The organism is Chitinophaga sp. 180180018-3 (assembly GCF_037893185.1).
In the GTDB taxonomy this organism is placed as follows: domain Bacteria; phylum Bacteroidota; class Bacteroidia; order Chitinophagales; family Chitinophagaceae; genus Chitinophaga.
Window position 1 is genome coordinate 6,616,430 of the sequence record NZ_CP140772.1, and the last position, 18,558, is coordinate 6,634,987.

The window sequence follows — 18,558 nt, forward strand, 5'->3', positions numbered from 1 at the left end:
ATACAAACATCCACTATGAAAAAAAACTACCTACTGCGCAGCTTATCGGTATTGCTACTTATGCTGACAACAAGAGCAACTTTTGCTCAGCTGAAAATCGGCGACAATCCCGCCACTATCAACAAGGCCTCCGTGCTGGAACTGGAAAGTCTCAGGCAGGGCCTGTTGCTGCCCCGGATTGTGGATACCACACTGGCGCCACTGAGTACCGCGCCGGATGGTATGATTATTTATCACACCCTCTCTAAAAGCCTGCTGGTAAGACGAGGCGGCTACTGGTCGAAACTGGTCGACAGCCTTAATGTGGCTGCCGGGAGCTGGCAGCTGAAAGGCAATTCCGGTACTACTACAGCCAATTACATCGGAACGTCCGACAATCAGGCACTGTCTGTCCGTACCAATGGTACAGAAGCCATCAATATCAGCAACAGCCAGACAGTTGCCTTGAAACAAGTGCCCACTTCTGCGAGCCTTATCAGCGCATTGTTGATTGATCCGGCTACTGGTACTATTAACCAGCGGAATCTTTCTGCTGCCGCATTTACAGATGCAATACGGACATTAAACGGCGTCGCCAAACAAGGCTTTACGATCCGCGCCGATACGCTTGCCGCGAATTATGGCGTTACCGCTAATGCTACCGACAGTAGCATTACGATGAACATACCTATTACGGGCAGTGCCAGTCAGCGAACAGGGTTGCTGACCTACAACGACTGGCTGAATTTCAGTGCCAAGCAACAAGCGATCACCATTGGTGCGTTTGTGCTTACACCTGGTAGCCCCAATGGCCTTATATTAAACAACACTACCGGTACGCTGCAGCTGGTAGCCGCCAATGCCACCAATCCCGGCGGTGTGTCCATCGGGGCTCAAACCTTTGCCGGGGTGAAAACATTCCACGATAGTGTTAGCCTGGCCAACAACCTGGGCGTAACGGGATCCGCCTCTGTTGGCAATGGACTCAATGTCACCGGCAGTGTTGTATTGAACACGCTGCCGCCGGGAGTCAGCACACCGGTAACTACCGTATTATTCCGTAACCCGAATACGGGGGCTATTGAAAGAAGAGATGTGGATTCAGCCGTTTTCTCCACTGGTATTAAGCGCATCAACAGCCAAACCGGCCCTTATATCTACATAAAAACCGGAAAAACCGGTACCGATATAGGTATCGACAGTACCAGCACTGCCAATGTACTTACGCTGAATATTCCGGATGCCAGCACAACTGCCAGAGGCGTAGTTAATGATTCCACGCAGATCTTTGCAGGTTTCAAAACCATCCGGGATACATTGGCTGTAGGTCAGAATGCCATTGTTGGCGCCAGCACTCAGCCAAACTCGACACTGCAGGTAAGCGGCTCCATGTCGCTGAACATCCGGACAGCCACAGGAAACGACGCACTGTCTGCAACGGACAATACCCTGCTGGTGAATGCATCTTCCGGCAGTATTACGATTAATTTGCCGGCTGCCGGCAGCATTGCGGGCCGCATATACACCGTTAAAAAAATAGGCGGCACCATTGATAACGCGGTTACACTGCAACCTCAGGGAGCAGCACAAATCGAGGGCGCCAGCAGCTATATCATCTATAACAATTACACTTATGTAACAATACAAACAGATGGTTCGAACTGGTATGTAATCAGAAAATAAAACCCATTTTATTGTTACTGTAAATTGTTATTCATGCCACAAGCTGGAATTAAGCACTGCATTGCTTTATTTGCCTTCATGAGCTGGTGTAGTCTGCTATACGCACAACAGCTGAAGTTAGGTGATCCAACCTCCTCGCCGATCAAAGCTGCACTGCTGGAACTGAATACCACCAATCAGGGGCTGTTACTCCCCAGGGTAACTGATACCACTGTTTCTCCCCTGAATGTTTCGCCTGATGGTATGATCATATACTATAAACCGGCCAGTAGTTTACTGGTGCGGCGGAATGGCTCCTGGTCGAAGCTGGCCGACAGTACCGCTGTAAGCAACAACCAGTGGTTACTGTCGGGGAACCCGCTACCTGATAGTACCTCAAAAGTACTGGGCTCTACTACTGCACAACCACTGAACATCATTACCAATAATACCAACCGGATGATTGTTTCTTCCGGCGGGAATGTTGGCATAGGTACCACTTCCCCATCCACGCTGTTGCATCTCAAAACCGGTGTGGCAAATACTTCCGGACTCCGGCTGGAAAATCTGAACAGCAGTTCCACGGTAACATCGGGTGCCGGAGGACTGGGAGTGGACGCAAACGGCAATGTAGTAAGGGCAGCCACACCAGCCGCCGTTTATAATACCGCCGGGATCGTATCGCAGAATATAAAGATCTGGGCCGATTCGGTTTCAAACACCAGCAGCGGTGTGGCTACCGCCAACCTGACCTCTGCCGGGTTCACCAAAATACTCAGCATCACCGCAGTAGGTAAAGGTGGTACGGGGCCAGGCGATTCGCCCATACCAGTATTATCCAGCTACACGCTGACAAGCGCCGTTTTTAATGTTTTCAAAGGAAATTCGGCACTCATCGCCATTCTGAGCGGGATGGCGGTTGATGGCGACAATACCCATAAGGTTTATGTCACGGTAATTGGTTATTAAAATTTATTTTATCAGACAGCTACTTTTCATATTAGTCTTTTTCAGTTCTGCTGTCCGGGCCCAGATCACCACCACCGCGTGGCTGCACCCCGGTAGCAGGATAGGCATCTTCAGCACTGATACCATTGCCATTTTTGGAGATATAGTAAACGAAGGCCGTATCATAGCTACCAGCGGATCGGTGGTAAATTTTTACGGTGCGCGCTGGCGTAATACCCACCAGGCATCCATCGTTGATGAAAGCGGCGATGGTTTCAGTGCCAGAGGAGGCTTGTTCCGTTTTATGCAGATACAACCAGCCCAATACCAATATGTAAGCGGAGGGTTTAATGCAGCTGCCGGAGAAGGCACCTCCTTTCCCAACCTTAGTATAGAAAACACCTCGGGGCTTTTCCTGGATGATCTCAGTGATCTGAAAGTGGTGAATGTGCTGGACCTCAGAAAAGGTTATCTGTTGCTAAACGGCTGGAACCTGGTGATGGGGCAGCATACCCCCGGCGACATACAGCATTATTCCCCGCAACATTTTATCATCACTGGCAGCAACTTCGGCAGCGGAGGAGTTTACCGGAATCATATTTCCCCGGCCGATCAAACGGTGGTATTTCCCATCGGCACTCACCCCGATAGTTACACGCCAGTGGCAGTTGAAAGTCCGGGTACAGTAGTTACCATACGTGTAGGCGTTTCCGATAGTGTACGACAGCAACTTACTGCTGGCGATAACCTGTTGCTGACCAGCGTAAATAAAACCTGGGAGGTGAGCAGTTCCGTGGCTGATGCACCACTTAACCTGCATCTGGCATTTGATAAAACAGACGAAGGGCCTGTTTATGAGGCCAATCGCAACACGGCTTACCTGGCGCAGTTTGCCGGTTCGGCATGGGACACTGCAAGTATACGGCAGGCGCCCGGTTTGAGTAATTATACAACCGGTCCAACGGATAACAGCAAAGTAGCGGTATCCCGCAACTTCCAACACCTGGGTGGCACAAATTACTTCACCAGCCTGGTTGCGGAAACAGTAAACAGCCCTGAGAAAACAGTACTGGATTTCTTTTCTGTTGCCCGTAGCAATACCAATGAAGACAGTGTATTATTACAATGGATCACCGGACGCGAGTATTTCTGCAGGGGGTTTGTTATAGAAAGGCGATTCGCTGTCCGGCAGCAATTTGATTCCATCAGATTTGTAGCCAGTAATTCGCCGGGAGGCATCAGTTTCTTTCCGGTGGGATACAGTAGCGCAGACCTCCCTCTTAATGATGGGTTCATTTTTTACCGGCTGAAAGTTATCATGACTGATGGCACCTTCTTTTACGGACCGGTGCGGGTAGTACGTGCCAAAAATACAAGGGGCGATATAGTAGTATGGCCCAATCCGGTACGTGGTAGCTCAGTACATATCTATTACAATGGCGCGCTGCATGTAAAGGCTATTTCACTGATTGATGTTCCCGGCCACCGGCTCATTTATCAGAAATTCCAGCAACCCTTGCAGCAGCGGAATTACTACGAACTGAATATACCTTCAGGGATAGCTAAAGGAACTTATTTCCTACAGTTTATCGGAGAGGATGACAGCCTGCTCCATACGGAGAAAGTAGTGATCACATCGGATTAAAAAAGCCTTAAACTACACCAGTGGTCAGTTTCAGTCTAAAAGTTAACATAACTTTGTGGACTGGTAGCAACAAGCAACAGATTTAAACGAAACCTATTCATCTTTGGGAAAGAAATTTTTCACTGCCGCATTCGTGCGTAAACTTCATTTGAAGGAGCTTCTGGCAGTCTTATTTATATTGCTGGCAATTTATTTTTTCCGTTCACAACGCCATGAGCTTCGCTCGCTGATTCCCGCCATTGAGCAGTCGGACAGGGGCTGGGTTATTTTTGGAGTGGTGATAACTGCGGCCTACATCCTGTTACAGGCTGGCATGTATGTATTTAGTTTCAGGGCGGTAGGTGGCAGACTTGATATCTTTAAGAGTACGGAGCTATTTCTGAAACGCAACCTTTTATCTGTATTTCTGCCAGCCGGAGGGATCAGTTCCCTGGCTTATCTGCCGCAAAGCCTGCGTAAGGCGCAGGTACATAAACAGCAGGTACATCAGGCATCAGGCATTTACGGCTTTGTCGGGATATTATCTGTTTTTCTTGTGGGCATTCCGGTGGTTGGCTACGCCATGATGCATGCAGGTACCATGCGGGATGCGGCCTGGGGCCTGGCAGCCATCTGTGTGCTGCTGCTGGCGGTAGTGTGGCTGGTGCGTTCCATGCAGCTTAAAGGGAAAGCATATCAGTTACTGGTAAGATATTTCCCGGGCGCTGCCCACCAGGTAGATGAGATCTTCACCTTTCACCTGTCTGTTCCCGCTTTTATGTATACGGTGCTGGCTTCCGTATTGATTGAAGTAGCAGGAGTGGCACATCTTTACATCAGTATGCTGGCCACAGGAGTGGCGCCTTCGCTGGAAGCTGCCTGTGTAGGATATATTGTGGCTACTATCTTCCTGATCATCTCTCCTTTTCTCCGCGGACTGGGCGCAATAGAATTATCGCTTGCATACATACTCAGTAATTACGGCTACAGCACACTGGAAGCGCTGGAGATTACTTTATTATTCCGCCTGTTCGAATTCTGGCTACCACTGGTAGCCGGCATGTTTGCCTTTGCGCTGAAAGGCCGGGAACTGGTACTTCGTTTATTGCCGCCTATCCTGATATTCCTGTTGGGCATGGTGAATATATTTTCAGTGCTCACGCCTCCGTTGGCGAACCGTATGCATATGCTGAAGGCATATATACCGGGTACCTCTATACATGCTACCAACCTGTTAGTAGTGTTTCTCGGGTTGATATTACTTGTTACGGCTACTTTCCTCATCAGGGGCCTTCGCAGTGCGTGGATCGTTGCATTGTCGGTGTCACTGCTGTCGGCATTTGGTCATATCGGGAAAGCGCTGGATTATGAAGAAGCCTCACTGGCATTGGTCACCAGTGTTATTCTACTGATCACTTCCCGGCAATACCGGGTAAAGAGTAATCCCCAGCTTGTAAACATAGGTGTGGTAACGGCATTGGCTACACTGTTTGTGGTGTTGGTATTTGGCACCGTCGGTTTTTATTTCCTCGATATACGCCATTTCGGCATCGACTTTAGCTGGCAGCAATCCATCCGTCATGCTTTCCACTGCTTTATGCTGTTGGAAGATGATGGGTTATCGCCGGTAACCCGATTCGGAAAAGAGTTTATGTCGGCCATCAGGGTGCTGGGAGTGAGCTCCTGGGCGTTCCTGTTCTATACTATCATCCGGCCTTACCTGCATGTTACACAACAGTCGAATTCGGCGCTTGAAAAAGCAAGGTTTTACCTGAGCCAGTATGGCGATTCTCCAATGGATTACTTCAAAATAGGTCAGGATAAATTATTGTTTATCTCCGATAAATATGAAGGATTCATTGCTTACCGGGTAGCAGGCAGCTTTGCTATTGTACTGGAAGAACCCGTATGCAGTGAAGATAACAAGTTATCAATGCTCGAAGAGTTTGAACAACAATGCAAAAAAATGGGACTGCGAGCGGCATTTTATCGTGTAGATGAAGACAGCACCTATTATTTCAGCTCTCTTAAAAAGAAAAAGATGCTGATTGGCCAGGAAGCGATCATGGATATCAGAAATTTCAGCCTGAGTGGGAAAGATAAGAAGTCGCTCCGCAATGGTTTAAACAGTCTTGCCAACAAAGGATATGTCACTGCTTTCCATCCGGCTCCGCAAACGCCGAATATGCTGAAGGAGCTGAGAGCTGTCAGTGATGAATGGCTGGATCAATACGAAGTAAAAGAGCTTACTTTTTCACAGGGCTTATTTGAAGAAGATGCCATACGCGGACAGGACATTTTCACCGTAACAGATGCGGAAGGCCGCATATCGGCATTCCTGAATATTATCCCGGATTATGCGCCGGGTGAATGTACCTATGATCTGATCCGGAAACGTTCCGACGCGCCGGGAGGCGTGATGGACGCACTCATCATCGCCCTGATCCAGGATGCTCAGCAGAAAGGACTTCATTACCTGAACCTGGGAATGGTGCCTATGTCGGGTATCAGTCAACCTGAAAACACGGCTGAGAAAATGGTCAAATATGCCTATGAAAAACTGCGTTTCTTCCGGCATTACCAGGGGCTCCGCGAGTTCAAGGAGAAATATGCCACTGAGTGGACGAATAAGTATCTTGTGTATGAACATGATTTCGATCTGGTGCAATTACCATCAGCACTGAGTAAGGTAATGCAACCCTGACGGCCCGAACAATCACGGAATGGATTTTGTTTTTTAGAAAGGTATCAAATCAGTATATGTCAATATCAAATCAGTTGTTCAGGACCGGCAAACTACTCATTTGTTTATTCTTACTCACCGTTATGCGAACAAATGCCCAGAACCTGCCCGGCAACCTCCCTATCGTTACGAAAGTACCGGCTGCCGGCACCACGGCTCCGCTGATACTATATATTACCGGCGATGGTGGTATGAAAAAGTTCTCGGTGAATGTGATAGAATCTTTCCATCAGAAAAGCTACCCCGTAGTGGCGCTCAATGCATTGAAATATTTCTGGAGTAAGAAAACACCTCAACAGGCGGCGAGTGATGTCACCTTCCTGATCAAATACCACCAGGCCCAATGGGGCAGCAGCCATGGTGTGATACTGGTGGGTTATTCTCTCGGAGCGGATGTATTACCGTTTATTTACAACAGTTTGCCTGCGGATATTACGAACCAGGTGAAGCAACTGGTATTCCTGTCGCCCTCCCTGCGTACCGACCTGGAAGTGCATGTTTCCGACATGCTGGGCAGGTCCAGCAACAGGGGCATGAGTGTGCCTGCAGAGATCAACAAAATCACTGATAAGCCTATGCTCCTGGTGTTTGGAGCGGAGGAAAAAGATTTCAATTTCGGGGCGCTGACGGTCAGGTACCAGAAACTAATACTTCCAGGCGGACATGCATACGACGAGGATGCGGGTGGCGTGGCAGGAAAGATACTGGAGTCTATGCGGCAGTAATCCCGCTGTTATATTGGCAATTTCGTCCTGATCGTTAGCTCTTTTCTCATCGAAGCCGTCAGAGAGATACGCGCTGTACCAACAGTAACGTGACTTTCTTCCAGCCGGCTAATATGCCGCAATCCAATCACAAACCATCGGTGTACCCGCATAAAAGCACTGGCAGGCAGCTGGGATATAACCCAGTCCAGCGTTTCAGCAGTAACTAATTGCTGTTCCTTTAAATGTAGCATGATGTGGTCGTCCATTACTTCCACATACATCAGGTCATCGTAATAAATCTTTTCAAAACGATGTGGTGTTCTCACCATAAAGTAACCTGTTTCATATTTTGATGGGGTTATAGCTCCTTCCATTTCTATAGTATGATATATTTTGTTAATCAGGTCTTCCAGTTCCGATAGATTAAACGGTTCGCTCAATATCCCTGCAGGCAGGAAATCGAATCCCTCACCGGGGTAGGTCATCATAATAACGGGCAGTACATTCCGGGGATGGGTTGGCGGAAACTGCTCATCTGCCGGCTGTCCGAGTAACAGGATGTGAATGGTCTGTGTTCCCAGCCAGAAACAGGCCTCTTCGAGGGAGTGACAGCGACGGGCAACATAAATAAATGGTATGGTTGCCAAACAATTTTCCAACTCTCCGAATCCTTCAGGGTCATTGCCCAGGATTATACAATTAAGTATCATAGTGTTGATTCAGGTTAAAATGGACCAAAAAAACAATGTCAGTTGTACGCAGTAAAAGATATAAGAGTGCAGGTGACTGAAGAGAAACCCGCGTGCTATCTAAAATCTAATCTAAACCGCGTTATGAAAAAAATATTATTTAAAAGCTGACATTTCTCTCAGGATAAAATTGGAGGTATTTAAAAAGCAAACCGTTAATCCAATGTTAAGTATTATAGATAAAGAAGGTGGGCAGGAACGGCCACTACCGGAAGGTAATGTCCATTCCTGTCCACCTGTTAAAGAGAATTTCACAAAAGATCTTTCAGAGACGGAACAATGCCCGGAGTGTCAGATCTAAGGCCCGTAACGGGCGGCTGATGCGCAATAAGAAGCTAAACGGAAGTCCGGTTAACTGGTCAATGCGCGGACCATGTTTACCCGACAAAGAGGAACAGAAGTAACATAGCACTCACTGCGATCAGGTTCTTGGAGAATCTGACATTAAATCCGCCTTTTTCTGAGTAGTAGTAACTTTCCTTGTACCGGTCGTACTCAATGGGAGCACCTAACTCCTTCATCATTTTGAGGAATTCATAGAGTGTTCTTTCGGAAATACGAAGCCGCTTGGCTAACTGAGCGGGTTTACCGGTCCCCTTGATCCTGATAAGGTAATCAATGGTTTGTAGTCTGTCAAAATAACGCTTTGGCATGTGGCATAGAGGGGTTTTCTTAACGGTTATTTAATTGAATTTACGAATTGTGTCTTTATTAAACCAGGATTCTCATATATATATTTTAATGTAAATATTAACAATCTGGTTTAAACGGGTTTTCAAATTTTAACTGCGAAACCTTTGCACTGGTGCGTTTTAGCTACTGACTAATACAAAACGTAAGTATACTGATTTTATTGGTCAGCTGCTTAAAAAACCTACTGCAGTAATGCGTCATAAATGATATTAGTCAATGCCGTACCGTGATCTGTGGCGGGGTCCGGGGGTCTGACAGCATAAATCTTTCCATTCTTTCCAATCACTATCAGGGAAGGGTATTTGTTGATGTTGTATTGAGATAATAGCTCGCGGTGCTGGTCATTCATGTTTAGCAGCCATCCAGGCAGTTCTTTCCGGGGAGTTCCATTGCAGCAGATATTTACAAATGTGACCCTTGTTTCATCAAAGCATCCTTTGATCTCTGAAAGAGCCTGCAGTAAAGGATCTGCGCCGTTATAAAAATGCAGCAGCACTACTTTTCCATTCAATTGGTCCAGGCTCACCGTCCGGCCCTGTATATCCGTCAGGGAGAATGCAGGAGCTGTATTCCCTTTGCTGAGGCCTTTTCTGGCCTTTCCGTATAATCCGGCAATGGCTTCCTTACAGGTGTTATTCTGTACGATGGTAAGATAATCCCGAACGCACCATTCCTGATCTTCCGGAGGATTGCCGGCAGAAAAATCCTGCATGAGTTTCTGCGCTAGCAGGCGGTCCCTCAACCGGCCGCTGTAGTGGGTTTTCAGCCATTCGTAAACAGCCTTCACATTACATTCGTAACGATGTTGTACATAGTAATCTGCCTCTGCTTTCTGCAACAGATAATTTAAATAACGTATAGCCGTTAGCGTTGTATCTGTTGTTGAAAAGGAAGGTAATGCAGGCAGGATTTTTTCTTTATAAAAACTAACCTGCCGTTCTTCCAATGTACTATCCGGTGCAGGTGGCAATTTCCATAAAGTAGCCACCAGCTTACCTGCGGCTTCTCCTAACACATGTGCCCTTGCCAGATTCCAGACAGGCGCTTCGAGGCTATCGCGATAAATAGCCAGTACCGAATTTCCGGCCAGCAGCTGCCGTTGATAACCATCGGCCAGCGCCCGGGCATCCCGCTGTAAAGGAGATGGCGCCACACGTTCCTGTTCTCTCCGGGCATTATACAAAGCCCTGCTCAGCACCGCACCGCGGCCACTAAACCGGAGACTGTCGCCCTCCATGATCATCCGCACACTATCGCCCGCCCGGATCAATCCATAAAACTCATATCCGTTACCCGCATCAGTATAAAAGAATACCGGCCTGCCAGCCGGGAGCGGGATCCTGAAATAAAATGAATCGCGCTGTAACAGCGTATCCAGCGTAAATGCCGGCGTAATCCCGGGATCATACCAGTAGGTAAGTGATACTTTTCTTACAGGCCGGTCGGTTATCCGTCCAGTAATAACAGCAGTAGTTTGCGCAGCTGTTGTCAGTATCAGCCACAACAACACACCACTTGTGCACAATAGTCGTTTCATCATAGAGGGTTCATTAAAACAGTTAAAATGGTGAATCCCCATGGTAAAAACCACGGGGGGCTATATTCACAACGATAGTAAATGAAATTTTTTTCTTTTCATAACGGATATGATCGTCCTTCCGGATTCACATCTTGTATGCAATTATAATCTGAATAAAAATCCAAAGTGTTAATAGATTCCAAACAGTTAATACAGCTTTCCTCAGATATTGAACCAATACACCAGTTTAAGCACCAGGGCCCTGTTTTTCACATAAAATGGTTCGGGCAGGTAATTGTCTGTATAAACAATAAACAGGTCGGAAGCAGGCCTGTAACGCCACTGAAACCGGGTATTTACGTTCATGTTCTTCTGCTGTCCGTTGTATTGTACAAACCCGGTGAAAAACAGGGTATTGGTCATGGTAACATCCAGGCGCGGGCCTACCAGCCAGAAATCCGTATTTCCCCAGGGCCTGGGTAAAGTAATATAATTGTAATTGGCGCTGAGCGCTATACTCACGTAGGGCTGAAAGCGATACCCCAGTTCCGTATTGGCCATGAACCTGGTACCATCGGTATAATATCCGCCATAACGGGCCGAAAGCGCGTAGGTAAACAAACTCTGCGGCTTGGATACATAATCTGCTCCCACGGTATTCCAGTTATGCTGCGAGCCGGCCGCCAGACTGTCTTTTTTAAGATTGGTGGGATCAAACGGCTGCAACAGCCTGATATAGGTATTAGACGCCCATATATTCAGGGTATTCCGCTTGCGGAACACAATACCGTAGTTGAGCGTCGTTTCATTATCGGTACGTTTAAACCCGTTTTCATCGAAGAACCAGCTGCTGGTTACCTGCGGGCCATGGCTCAGCACCGGCCCCGACAGCGGAAAGAAAAGACGGGTGACCTGTGGGGCAATCCTGATATAACCCTGGCGTGGCACGTAGCCAACTTCCGCATTATAGTTGCGGCCCACGTACTCGTGTTGCCAGCTGATGTTCCATACCCTGCTTGTGTATTGCAGATTGGCGGCATGGGTAATATCGTGCCCCGACTTACCCGGACTGTAAGACTTCAGGAACATGGCCTTGCCGGTCCAGAAATTATTGGAAGAAGCAAGGTTATATTCCAGTCCCATGTTGCGGTTATATCTGTTGTATACCGGATGATCCGTTTCCTTAGATGGATCGTAATTGATGGATTCCTTGTTGATAAAGATGAATCCTACGTTTGAACGGGAAAATACCCGTCGCTGTATCGCGGCCACCGTGAAGTTTTGTGCCGGCAGTCCTGTTTCTTCCTGCTTGCCTGTCTGCATATTCATGATACCCAGGCGCCAGTCTTTATTCAGTTTTCCGCTCAGGCGTGCACCAAACCTGATAGGTACTCCCCCCAACCCTATCCTGCGGGAGAAAAAAGGCCGGATGGTAGAATAGCCGAAGTTGGACAACTGGTCGCCATTTTCGAGGAAGAACTGTCGTTTTTCCGGGTAGAACAATTCAAATCTGTCGAGGTTAGTCACCTGCTTATCCACATCTACCTGCGAAAAATCAGGATTTACCGTGAGGTCGAGATTGAGGGAAGATGTTACAGCTACCTTGGCATCCAGGCCTGCATCCCTGCGCCATTTTTCGCTGGTACCCTTTTGATAGTCCTTCGCCACGCCTCCGAGTATATATGGGATCAATGATACATTGGCGCCTGCTTCCGGGGGCGCAGCGTCCCAGACCAGGTTGCCGGTGTAGGCCAGTGAGGCGGTAGGGAACTGCCTTGGTACCGGCGCCCAGGCCGACTTTTCCGTTGTTTTCAGGTCATTGCGGCTGAAATTGATTCCCCATCGTGTAATCCCTTTTTTGTAACGGATTGTTTTAAACGGAATGGCTGCTTCAAACACCCATCTATCCGGATAGTTCTTCACAACAGACACCCATTTGTTATCCCAGCTTAGATCCACTTTTCCTCCTTCATACATCAGCCCGTCCCACTGTGCGCCGGCTGCATTTGCGCCGAAAGTAAACCCGTTCGTCTGATCATCGAACGGATCCATGAACACGAGGAAATTGTCGTTCTTGAGGAAAGCAAAGTCTCTGCGCAGCGATTCTACCATATATGGCCCCTCTCCTACGGTATAGTTTTCCACAACCATATACAGGTTCTTATCATCGTAAGTCATCCTTACATCTGTGCGCAGGCGTGCAGCACTGGTATCCATCGGCAATACCATATGAAAGCTGGTAGCCACATCGGCATCCTGCCATGCAGCTTCATCTATGACTCCGTCTATTTTAACCGGCGATATTGCCTTCTTTATCTTTAATTGAAAAGCGTCGTTTTTCTTTTGTGCTGACAACGATACATATAAAAAGCAACAACAAAATAACAGTGGAATGATACGATACATCAGGTTATCATGGGTTTGATGAACAAAATAATAAAATCAACACCAGGAGTATCAAAAAAAGGATGAACGGACATAGTGATCCATAAAAACATAAAGCAGGAGCCAACACTACAACAGGAAGTAAGTAGCTTAATTCCCTGCTGTTGTGTTGTTTCCTGCTCTAAAGTGACGCGGCGCCTCCCGGGCGCCGGTTATACTACTTACTACAATTTATTATTCTTCAGCTGCGTATCCGCTACCGGTACCTTCACAGTGGTGGTTCTGCTGCTACGTCCCTTTGGACTAAATACTTTCAGCTTCACTACTTTACCACCTGCTTTCACCGGTGTTGTATATACGGGGCTTTTTATCGTAGGTTCTTCCCCGTTAGTTGTGTACCTGATTACCAGTCCGGGCATTTGTATATTAGCCTGCAGCTCCCCATTATCTGCCTGTGCGCCGGCAGTTGGTATACGCCAGTTAAAGCCGCTTTTGTAATAATCCAGACGGGGCATCTCACGTTTTCCCATTACGTTACTGAAAACACTCCAGGCCTGTGCATACATGGATGCTGCTTTCGCCGGGTCTTTTTCAGTAGCCCACGCCGGATCCTGCGCCCAGGCTCTTTCCGCCAGCCCCAGCAATTTGGGTAACATCATATACTCCATCCTGTCGGAGCTGGTAACGGTTTCACTCCAGAGTAATCCCTGGATACCGGGAATGTTGGAGGCACCGAAGCCTGTTAAGCGGTCCTTTCCAACAAACATATCCTGGGTAACAGGATTGCCTCTGCCATCTACTTTTGAATTCTTGTAATAGTCGAAAGGTATAAAGTAGAAGGGCTTATCCACATCTACGAATCCACCCCAGTAAAATCCCGGTTCTTCGAAGGATTTCATGTAAGCCATGTCAAAATAAAAATTGCTTACACCAGACAGCACCACTTTATAACCGGCGTTAGCCAGCCGATACGACAAATCTTCCTGTCCGCCACCAATCACATTATTCCATACATTCAGCTGGAAATTATCATTTACGAAATCGGGGTTAGGTATACTGGATTGCTCACCGTTGATAGAGGTCTTGCGCATGCCTGCCTCTTCCCATCCGGCCACAGCAAGGCCGCGGACTTTCAGCAGATTATTTACTTTACGGTAATAATAATACCACAGGTCATTTACATGTTGCAATGATTTATCCTGCTGCATCAAAGCCTGGCAGGCCGGAGATTTTTCAAAAACGCCTCCCGGCACCTCGTCGCCTCCCATATGCACCGCAGCAAGCGGGGCGCCTGCTTCTTTATACATCGCCTGCAGTTCCTCCACTACTTTATCGAGGAAACGATAGGTAGATGGTAAAGCCACATTCATCACATTATCATTCCATGCCTGCACGGAACGGTATTCGGATTTATCCTGCAGATCGGTGAGCAGGTATTCACCTGCTTCCTGTTCCTTACCTGCTGCTTTCAGGCGATAGTAGCGGGCTTCCATGGATTTCACAGCAGCGCGCGCGTGGCCCGGGCTTTCTATTTCCGGCAAAACACGTATATGCCTTGCCGTTGCATAGCGGAGTATCTCAATAAAATCGTTGCGGGTGAAATAACCGGAACCGGCAGCATTGGTGGTATCCGGCCCGGAACCATAAGAAGGAGGCAGCATATTTTTCCAGTCGGTGCTATGTCCGCGCCTACCCCCTACTGCCGTTAACTCAGGCAGGGAAGGGATTTCCAGACGCCAGCCTTCATCGTCGCTGAAATGGAAATGGAGCACGTTGAGTTTGTACAAAGCCATCAGATCGATGATGCGTAGCATATCCCGTTTGTTATGGAAGTTGCGGGCCACATCGATCATAAAAGCGCGGTAGCCGAAGCGGGGCTCGTCCGATATATCCACGCCGGGGATAGTCAGTGTTTTTTGCACTGCCGCCCAGGCATTGGGAGCAATCATTGTTTTCAGCGACTGTATGGCGTAGAAGGCGCCGGCGTTGGTGGAAGCAGCAATCGTTACTCCTTCCGGACCGGTTTTCAGTTTATATCCTTCAGCTGCGATGCTGGCGTCGTAGGAAAGGTTGATTATTGCCGTACCTTGTTTTCGTTTGCCCAGCAACGTTACCAATTCTTCTTTCAATGCCTCAGCGCTGGCAGCGAGCTGCTGATCAGCCTTTACCTCCGGCATGGCGTCCAGCACCAGGTTCTGACCGGTAGCGGTATATGATTTAGGTGTGGGAAATACCAGCGGCAGCTGCGACGCCGGAATATCCTTCACCTCCGTATTCTGCTTAAATATATCCAAAGGCGTCACCACAGCGGTTTTATCACCGGGATACCTCATCAGCTGCCGGGCGGTAGTTGACGGACGGATGCTGTAATCTTTGACGGCATAGCCTTTTTCCGGCTGTTGTTCCCACACCAGGTAAAGCCCCGCCGGAGCATCCGTAAAATTAACGGCCCAGGCATCCCCTACTATGGAAAGCTTCAGGGAATCGCCGGGTGCAATCCCTTTAAATCCTTCAGCAGGAGAAAAACGGAACAGGTCTCCATTGATATGTTCTACATTCACATGCTCCGGTAATTCTCCGGCCTGCACTGTTCTGATAAAATTAAAATACAATTGCCAGCCCTTTGCCGGGAAAGCCTTATTGGTAGTGTTTACTAAAGTAAAGGTCGACAGGAAATTGTCTTTTCCCTGATAATGATTTTCAACTACTTCCCAGCTGGTTTTCAGCCGGGCAGCATCGTAAGGAGGTGATTGCTGGGCCTGTACACTGGCTACAGTACTGGCCAGGAGCATACCTGTTGCAGCCAGCCGGGTAAAAGATCTGTATCTTCTCATGTTGTGGATTAATTGTTAAACTAAAAGTTGGTAACCCCGCTTTTCAAATGGAAATAAGTAATAAACGTGATAGGGCTGGAAGATAATAAATAAATTTAAAAAGACATGGGCAATTTTTATGATTGTTTAGGATGATACCGATCAGTGGAAACCCTGTTCTTCGGGAAAAACACCGATATTTAATAAACATAACTCTACCGGGTTAAGTAGATTCATAGTAATATAAAATCAGCAGTCTATGGTTAAATCGTTTATTGGCTTTTCAGTTATCAGCATTGGTCTTATCGTTGTGCTGGGTTTATTTTTCCCCTGGGTATTCTGGTTATTGGTACTGGTCTTACCAATTGTGATAATGGGTGTGCTGGATATGTTCCAGACCAGGCATGCCATTATCCGGAACTACCCGATAGTAGGCCGGGCGCGTTATTGGATGGAAGCATTGCGTCCTAAGATCTACCAGTATTTTGTTGAAAGTGATATAGACGGCAGCCCGATCAACCGGGTGGACCGGTCCACCATATATCAGCGCGCCAAGCGGGAGCTGGATTCGCAGCCATTTGGTACGCAGTTTAACGTATATGCGGAGGGGTATGAATGGATGGCACATTCTATTCAGCCGCAGGATTTTGGGAAGATGGAGAAGGATCCGCGGGTAATATTCGGTGGTAAAGACTGCAGGCAGCCTTATTCCGCGAGCATTTTGAATGTGAGTGCGATGAGTTATGGTTCACTCAGTTCCAATGCGGTACAGGCATTGAATGGTGGTGCGAAGATCGGCAACTTCGCTCATAACACCGGAGAAGGGGGCATCAGCGAATCGCATTTGAAGCAGGGCGGGGATATCATCTGGCAGATAGGAACGGGATATTTTGGTTGCCGTGATGAAGCCGGTGATTTTTCCGACAGCCTTTTTGCGGAGAAGAGCGCCCATCCTAATGTTAAGATGATTGAGCTAAAGATATCCCAGGGAGCAAAGCCGGGGCATGGAGGTATATTACCTGCCGCAAAAAATACTCCTGAAATAGCGGCCATCCGTCACGTAAAACCATATACTACGGTTTACTCTCCTCCTTATCACAAGGCGTTTGGCAGTCCGCGGGAAATGATGTTATTCATCAAACGCCTGCGTGATCTCAGCAATGGCAAGCCGGTTGGCTTCAAATTATGTATCGGGCAGCCGAAGGAGTTTTACGCCATCTGTAAAGCGATGCTGGAAACAGATATCTACCCTGATTTCATTACCATTGATGGCGGGGAAGGTGGAACCGGTGCGGCACCTCCGGAATTCTCCAACTCTGTAGGTATGCCGCTGATGGATGGGCTTTCTTTTGTACATGATACGCTTACGGGATTTAATATCCGCCACCATATGAAGCTGATTGCCTCCGGTAAGATACTGACAGGCTACCATATGCTGCGTGCGATGGCGCTTGGTGCAGATACCTGTAATAGTGCCCGGGCGATGATGATGGCATTGGGATGTATTCAGGCATTGGTTTGCAATACCAACAAATGCCCGACAGGTGTGGCCACACAGGATAAATGGTTATCGGCAGGACTTGTAGTGGAAGACAAGAAACACCGCGTTGCCAACTACCACCGCGATACTATTGAAAGTGCTATAGAACTGGCCGGGGCAGCCGGCTTGCAGCGGCCACACGATGTTACCAGGCTGCATATTTTCCGCCGGGTATTTATGAACCAGGTAAAGTCGTTCGAGGATATTTACCCCAGCACCTCGCAGGGAGCATTTCTGAATGGACAGATGCCGGAACATATGAAGAAGGAACTGGAGAAGATAGGAGTAGATTCCTGGAATTAAGAATTTGGAATATAGAATTAAGAAACAGAGCGAAGACCTTAGTGCATGCTGTTCATGTGCTAAGGTCTTCGCTCTGTTTCTTAATTCTATATTCCAAATTCTTAATTCTTCACTCCCGGTCGATACAATGCCAGCGCATTTTCCCGGCAAATTCTCGCCACGATACTTTCAGGAAAGTTTTCCTGTATCAATTGAAGATCTGCAGCTACAAATGGCCGTGGAGCACGGGTAGAGGGAAGATCGGTACCAAACAGCAGCGCATGTGGATTAATGGCGGTGATCTGGCGCATGGCGGTGAGCACGTCAAAATCGCAGCGACTGAATCCTGTTGCTTTAACTCTTGCGCCTTTTTCTACCAGTGGCAGGAGGTATTTATATCCGGCTTTTGACAGGCCCAGGTGATCAATGACCACGGCCGGCAGTTTGTGCAGGGTGGTCGACAATCCAGGCAGCTGGCGGGAATCCACATATAATTCCACATGCCATTTTGCGAGCTCGTATACTCTCAGTGCGAGGCGTTCCAGGTGTTCAATACTTTCTGAGCCTCCGCGTTGTATGTTAAACCTTACGGCACGTACCCCGGCATTATGTAAAGCAATAATCTCTTCATCAGGGGTAGTGGCAGGAATTTGTGTAACCCCAACATAATCAGGCCCTAATTGTTTGAGCGCTGCCAACAGATACTCCTGATCAAATACCTGAAATGAACCTGACACCACAGCTCCGCCGTGAATATTCAATGGTTTTACCAGTTGCAGGTATTCATCTACAGAAAAGTCATCAGGCAGGAAGCCCTGGTTAGGCTGCAGGGGAAACCGATGGTCAATAATATGCAGGTGTGCGTCAAATACGGGCTTATCAAACATAATCTCATCGTTGTTGTTACAGTACAC

Annotated in this window: 12 protein-coding genes; 6 read left to right on the forward strand and 6 right to left on the reverse strand. The window is 47.8% G+C overall.

Going from position 1 to position 18,558, the window contains the following annotated elements; genetic code table 11:
- The first annotated feature begins 15 nt into the window (after positions 1-15).
- The 5 genes from UNH61_RS25960 to UNH61_RS25980 all read left to right on the forward strand — a co-directional run bounded on the left by UNH61_RS25960 (position 16) and on the right by UNH61_RS25980 (position 7,681).
- Positions 16-1,662, forward strand: coding sequence for a hypothetical protein (locus UNH61_RS25960; RefSeq protein WP_326994929.1), 1,647 nt, complete (start codon positions 16-18; stop codon positions 1,660-1,662).
- Between the two features lie 33 nt (positions 1,663-1,695).
- The gene (locus UNH61_RS25965; protein ID WP_326994930.1) at positions 1,696-2,610 is read left to right on the forward strand and encodes a hypothetical protein; all 915 of its coding nucleotides are present in this window, start codon (positions 1,696-1,698) and stop codon (positions 2,608-2,610) included.
- Entirely contained in the window at positions 2,600-4,234 is a 1,635-nt protein-coding gene (locus UNH61_RS25970) for a T9SS type A sorting domain-containing protein (protein ID WP_326994931.1), read from the forward strand. Before UNH61_RS25965 ends, UNH61_RS25970 begins: the two co-directional genes overlap by 11 nt.
- Before the next feature lie 103 nt (positions 4,235-4,337).
- Positions 4,338-6,917, forward strand: a complete 2,580-nt coding sequence (locus UNH61_RS25975) for a phosphatidylglycerol lysyltransferase domain-containing protein (RefSeq protein WP_326994932.1) — start codon at positions 4,338-4,340, stop codon at positions 6,915-6,917.
- 122 nt (positions 6,918-7,039) lie between these two features.
- Positions 7,040-7,681: an AcvB/VirJ family lysyl-phosphatidylglycerol hydrolase gene (locus tag UNH61_RS25980; RefSeq protein WP_326994933.1), complete on the forward strand. Its 642-nt coding sequence runs from the start codon at positions 7,040-7,042 to the stop codon at positions 7,679-7,681.
- 8 nt (positions 7,682-7,689) lie between these two features.
- On the opposite strand, the gene UNH61_RS25985 is transcribed toward UNH61_RS25980, so the two are convergent.
- The 5 genes from UNH61_RS25985 to UNH61_RS26005 form a co-directional block, all read right to left on the reverse strand.
- Complete coding sequence (locus UNH61_RS25985) at positions 7,690-8,373, reverse strand: LytTR family DNA-binding domain-containing protein (RefSeq protein WP_326994934.1); 684 nt, start codon at positions 8,371-8,373, stop codon at positions 7,690-7,692.
- Between the two features lie 416 nt (positions 8,374-8,789).
- Positions 8,790-9,065: an HTH domain-containing protein gene (locus tag UNH61_RS25990; protein WP_326994935.1), complete on the reverse strand. Its 276-nt coding sequence runs from the start codon at positions 9,063-9,065 to the stop codon at positions 8,790-8,792.
- Between the two features lie 221 nt (positions 9,066-9,286).
- The gene (locus UNH61_RS25995) at positions 9,287-10,645 is read right to left on the reverse strand and encodes a redoxin domain-containing protein (protein WP_326994936.1); all 1,359 of its coding nucleotides are present in this window, start codon (positions 10,643-10,645) and stop codon (positions 9,287-9,289) included.
- 201 nt (positions 10,646-10,846) lie between these two features.
- A complete protein-coding gene (locus UNH61_RS26000) occupies positions 10,847-13,030 on the reverse strand; it encodes a DUF5916 domain-containing protein (protein WP_326994937.1) in 2,184 nt (727 codons plus the stop codon).
- Between the two features lie 203 nt (positions 13,031-13,233).
- Entirely contained in the window at positions 13,234-15,843 is a 2,610-nt protein-coding gene (locus tag UNH61_RS26005; RefSeq protein WP_326994938.1) for a family 20 glycosylhydrolase, read from the reverse strand.
- A 238-nt stretch (positions 15,844-16,081) separates the two neighbouring features.
- Between UNH61_RS26005 and UNH61_RS26010 the strand changes: the two genes are divergently transcribed.
- Complete coding sequence (locus tag UNH61_RS26010; RefSeq protein WP_326994939.1) at positions 16,082-17,665, forward strand: FMN-binding glutamate synthase family protein; 1,584 nt, start codon at positions 16,082-16,084, stop codon at positions 17,663-17,665.
- Between the two features lie 101 nt (positions 17,666-17,766).
- Here the strand turns inward: UNH61_RS26010 and UNH61_RS26015 are convergent, their stop codons facing one another.
- Positions 17,767-18,531, reverse strand: coding sequence for an amidohydrolase family protein (locus UNH61_RS26015; RefSeq protein WP_326994940.1), 765 nt, complete (start codon positions 18,529-18,531; stop codon positions 17,767-17,769).
- Positions 18,532-18,558: the final 27 nt, after the last annotated feature.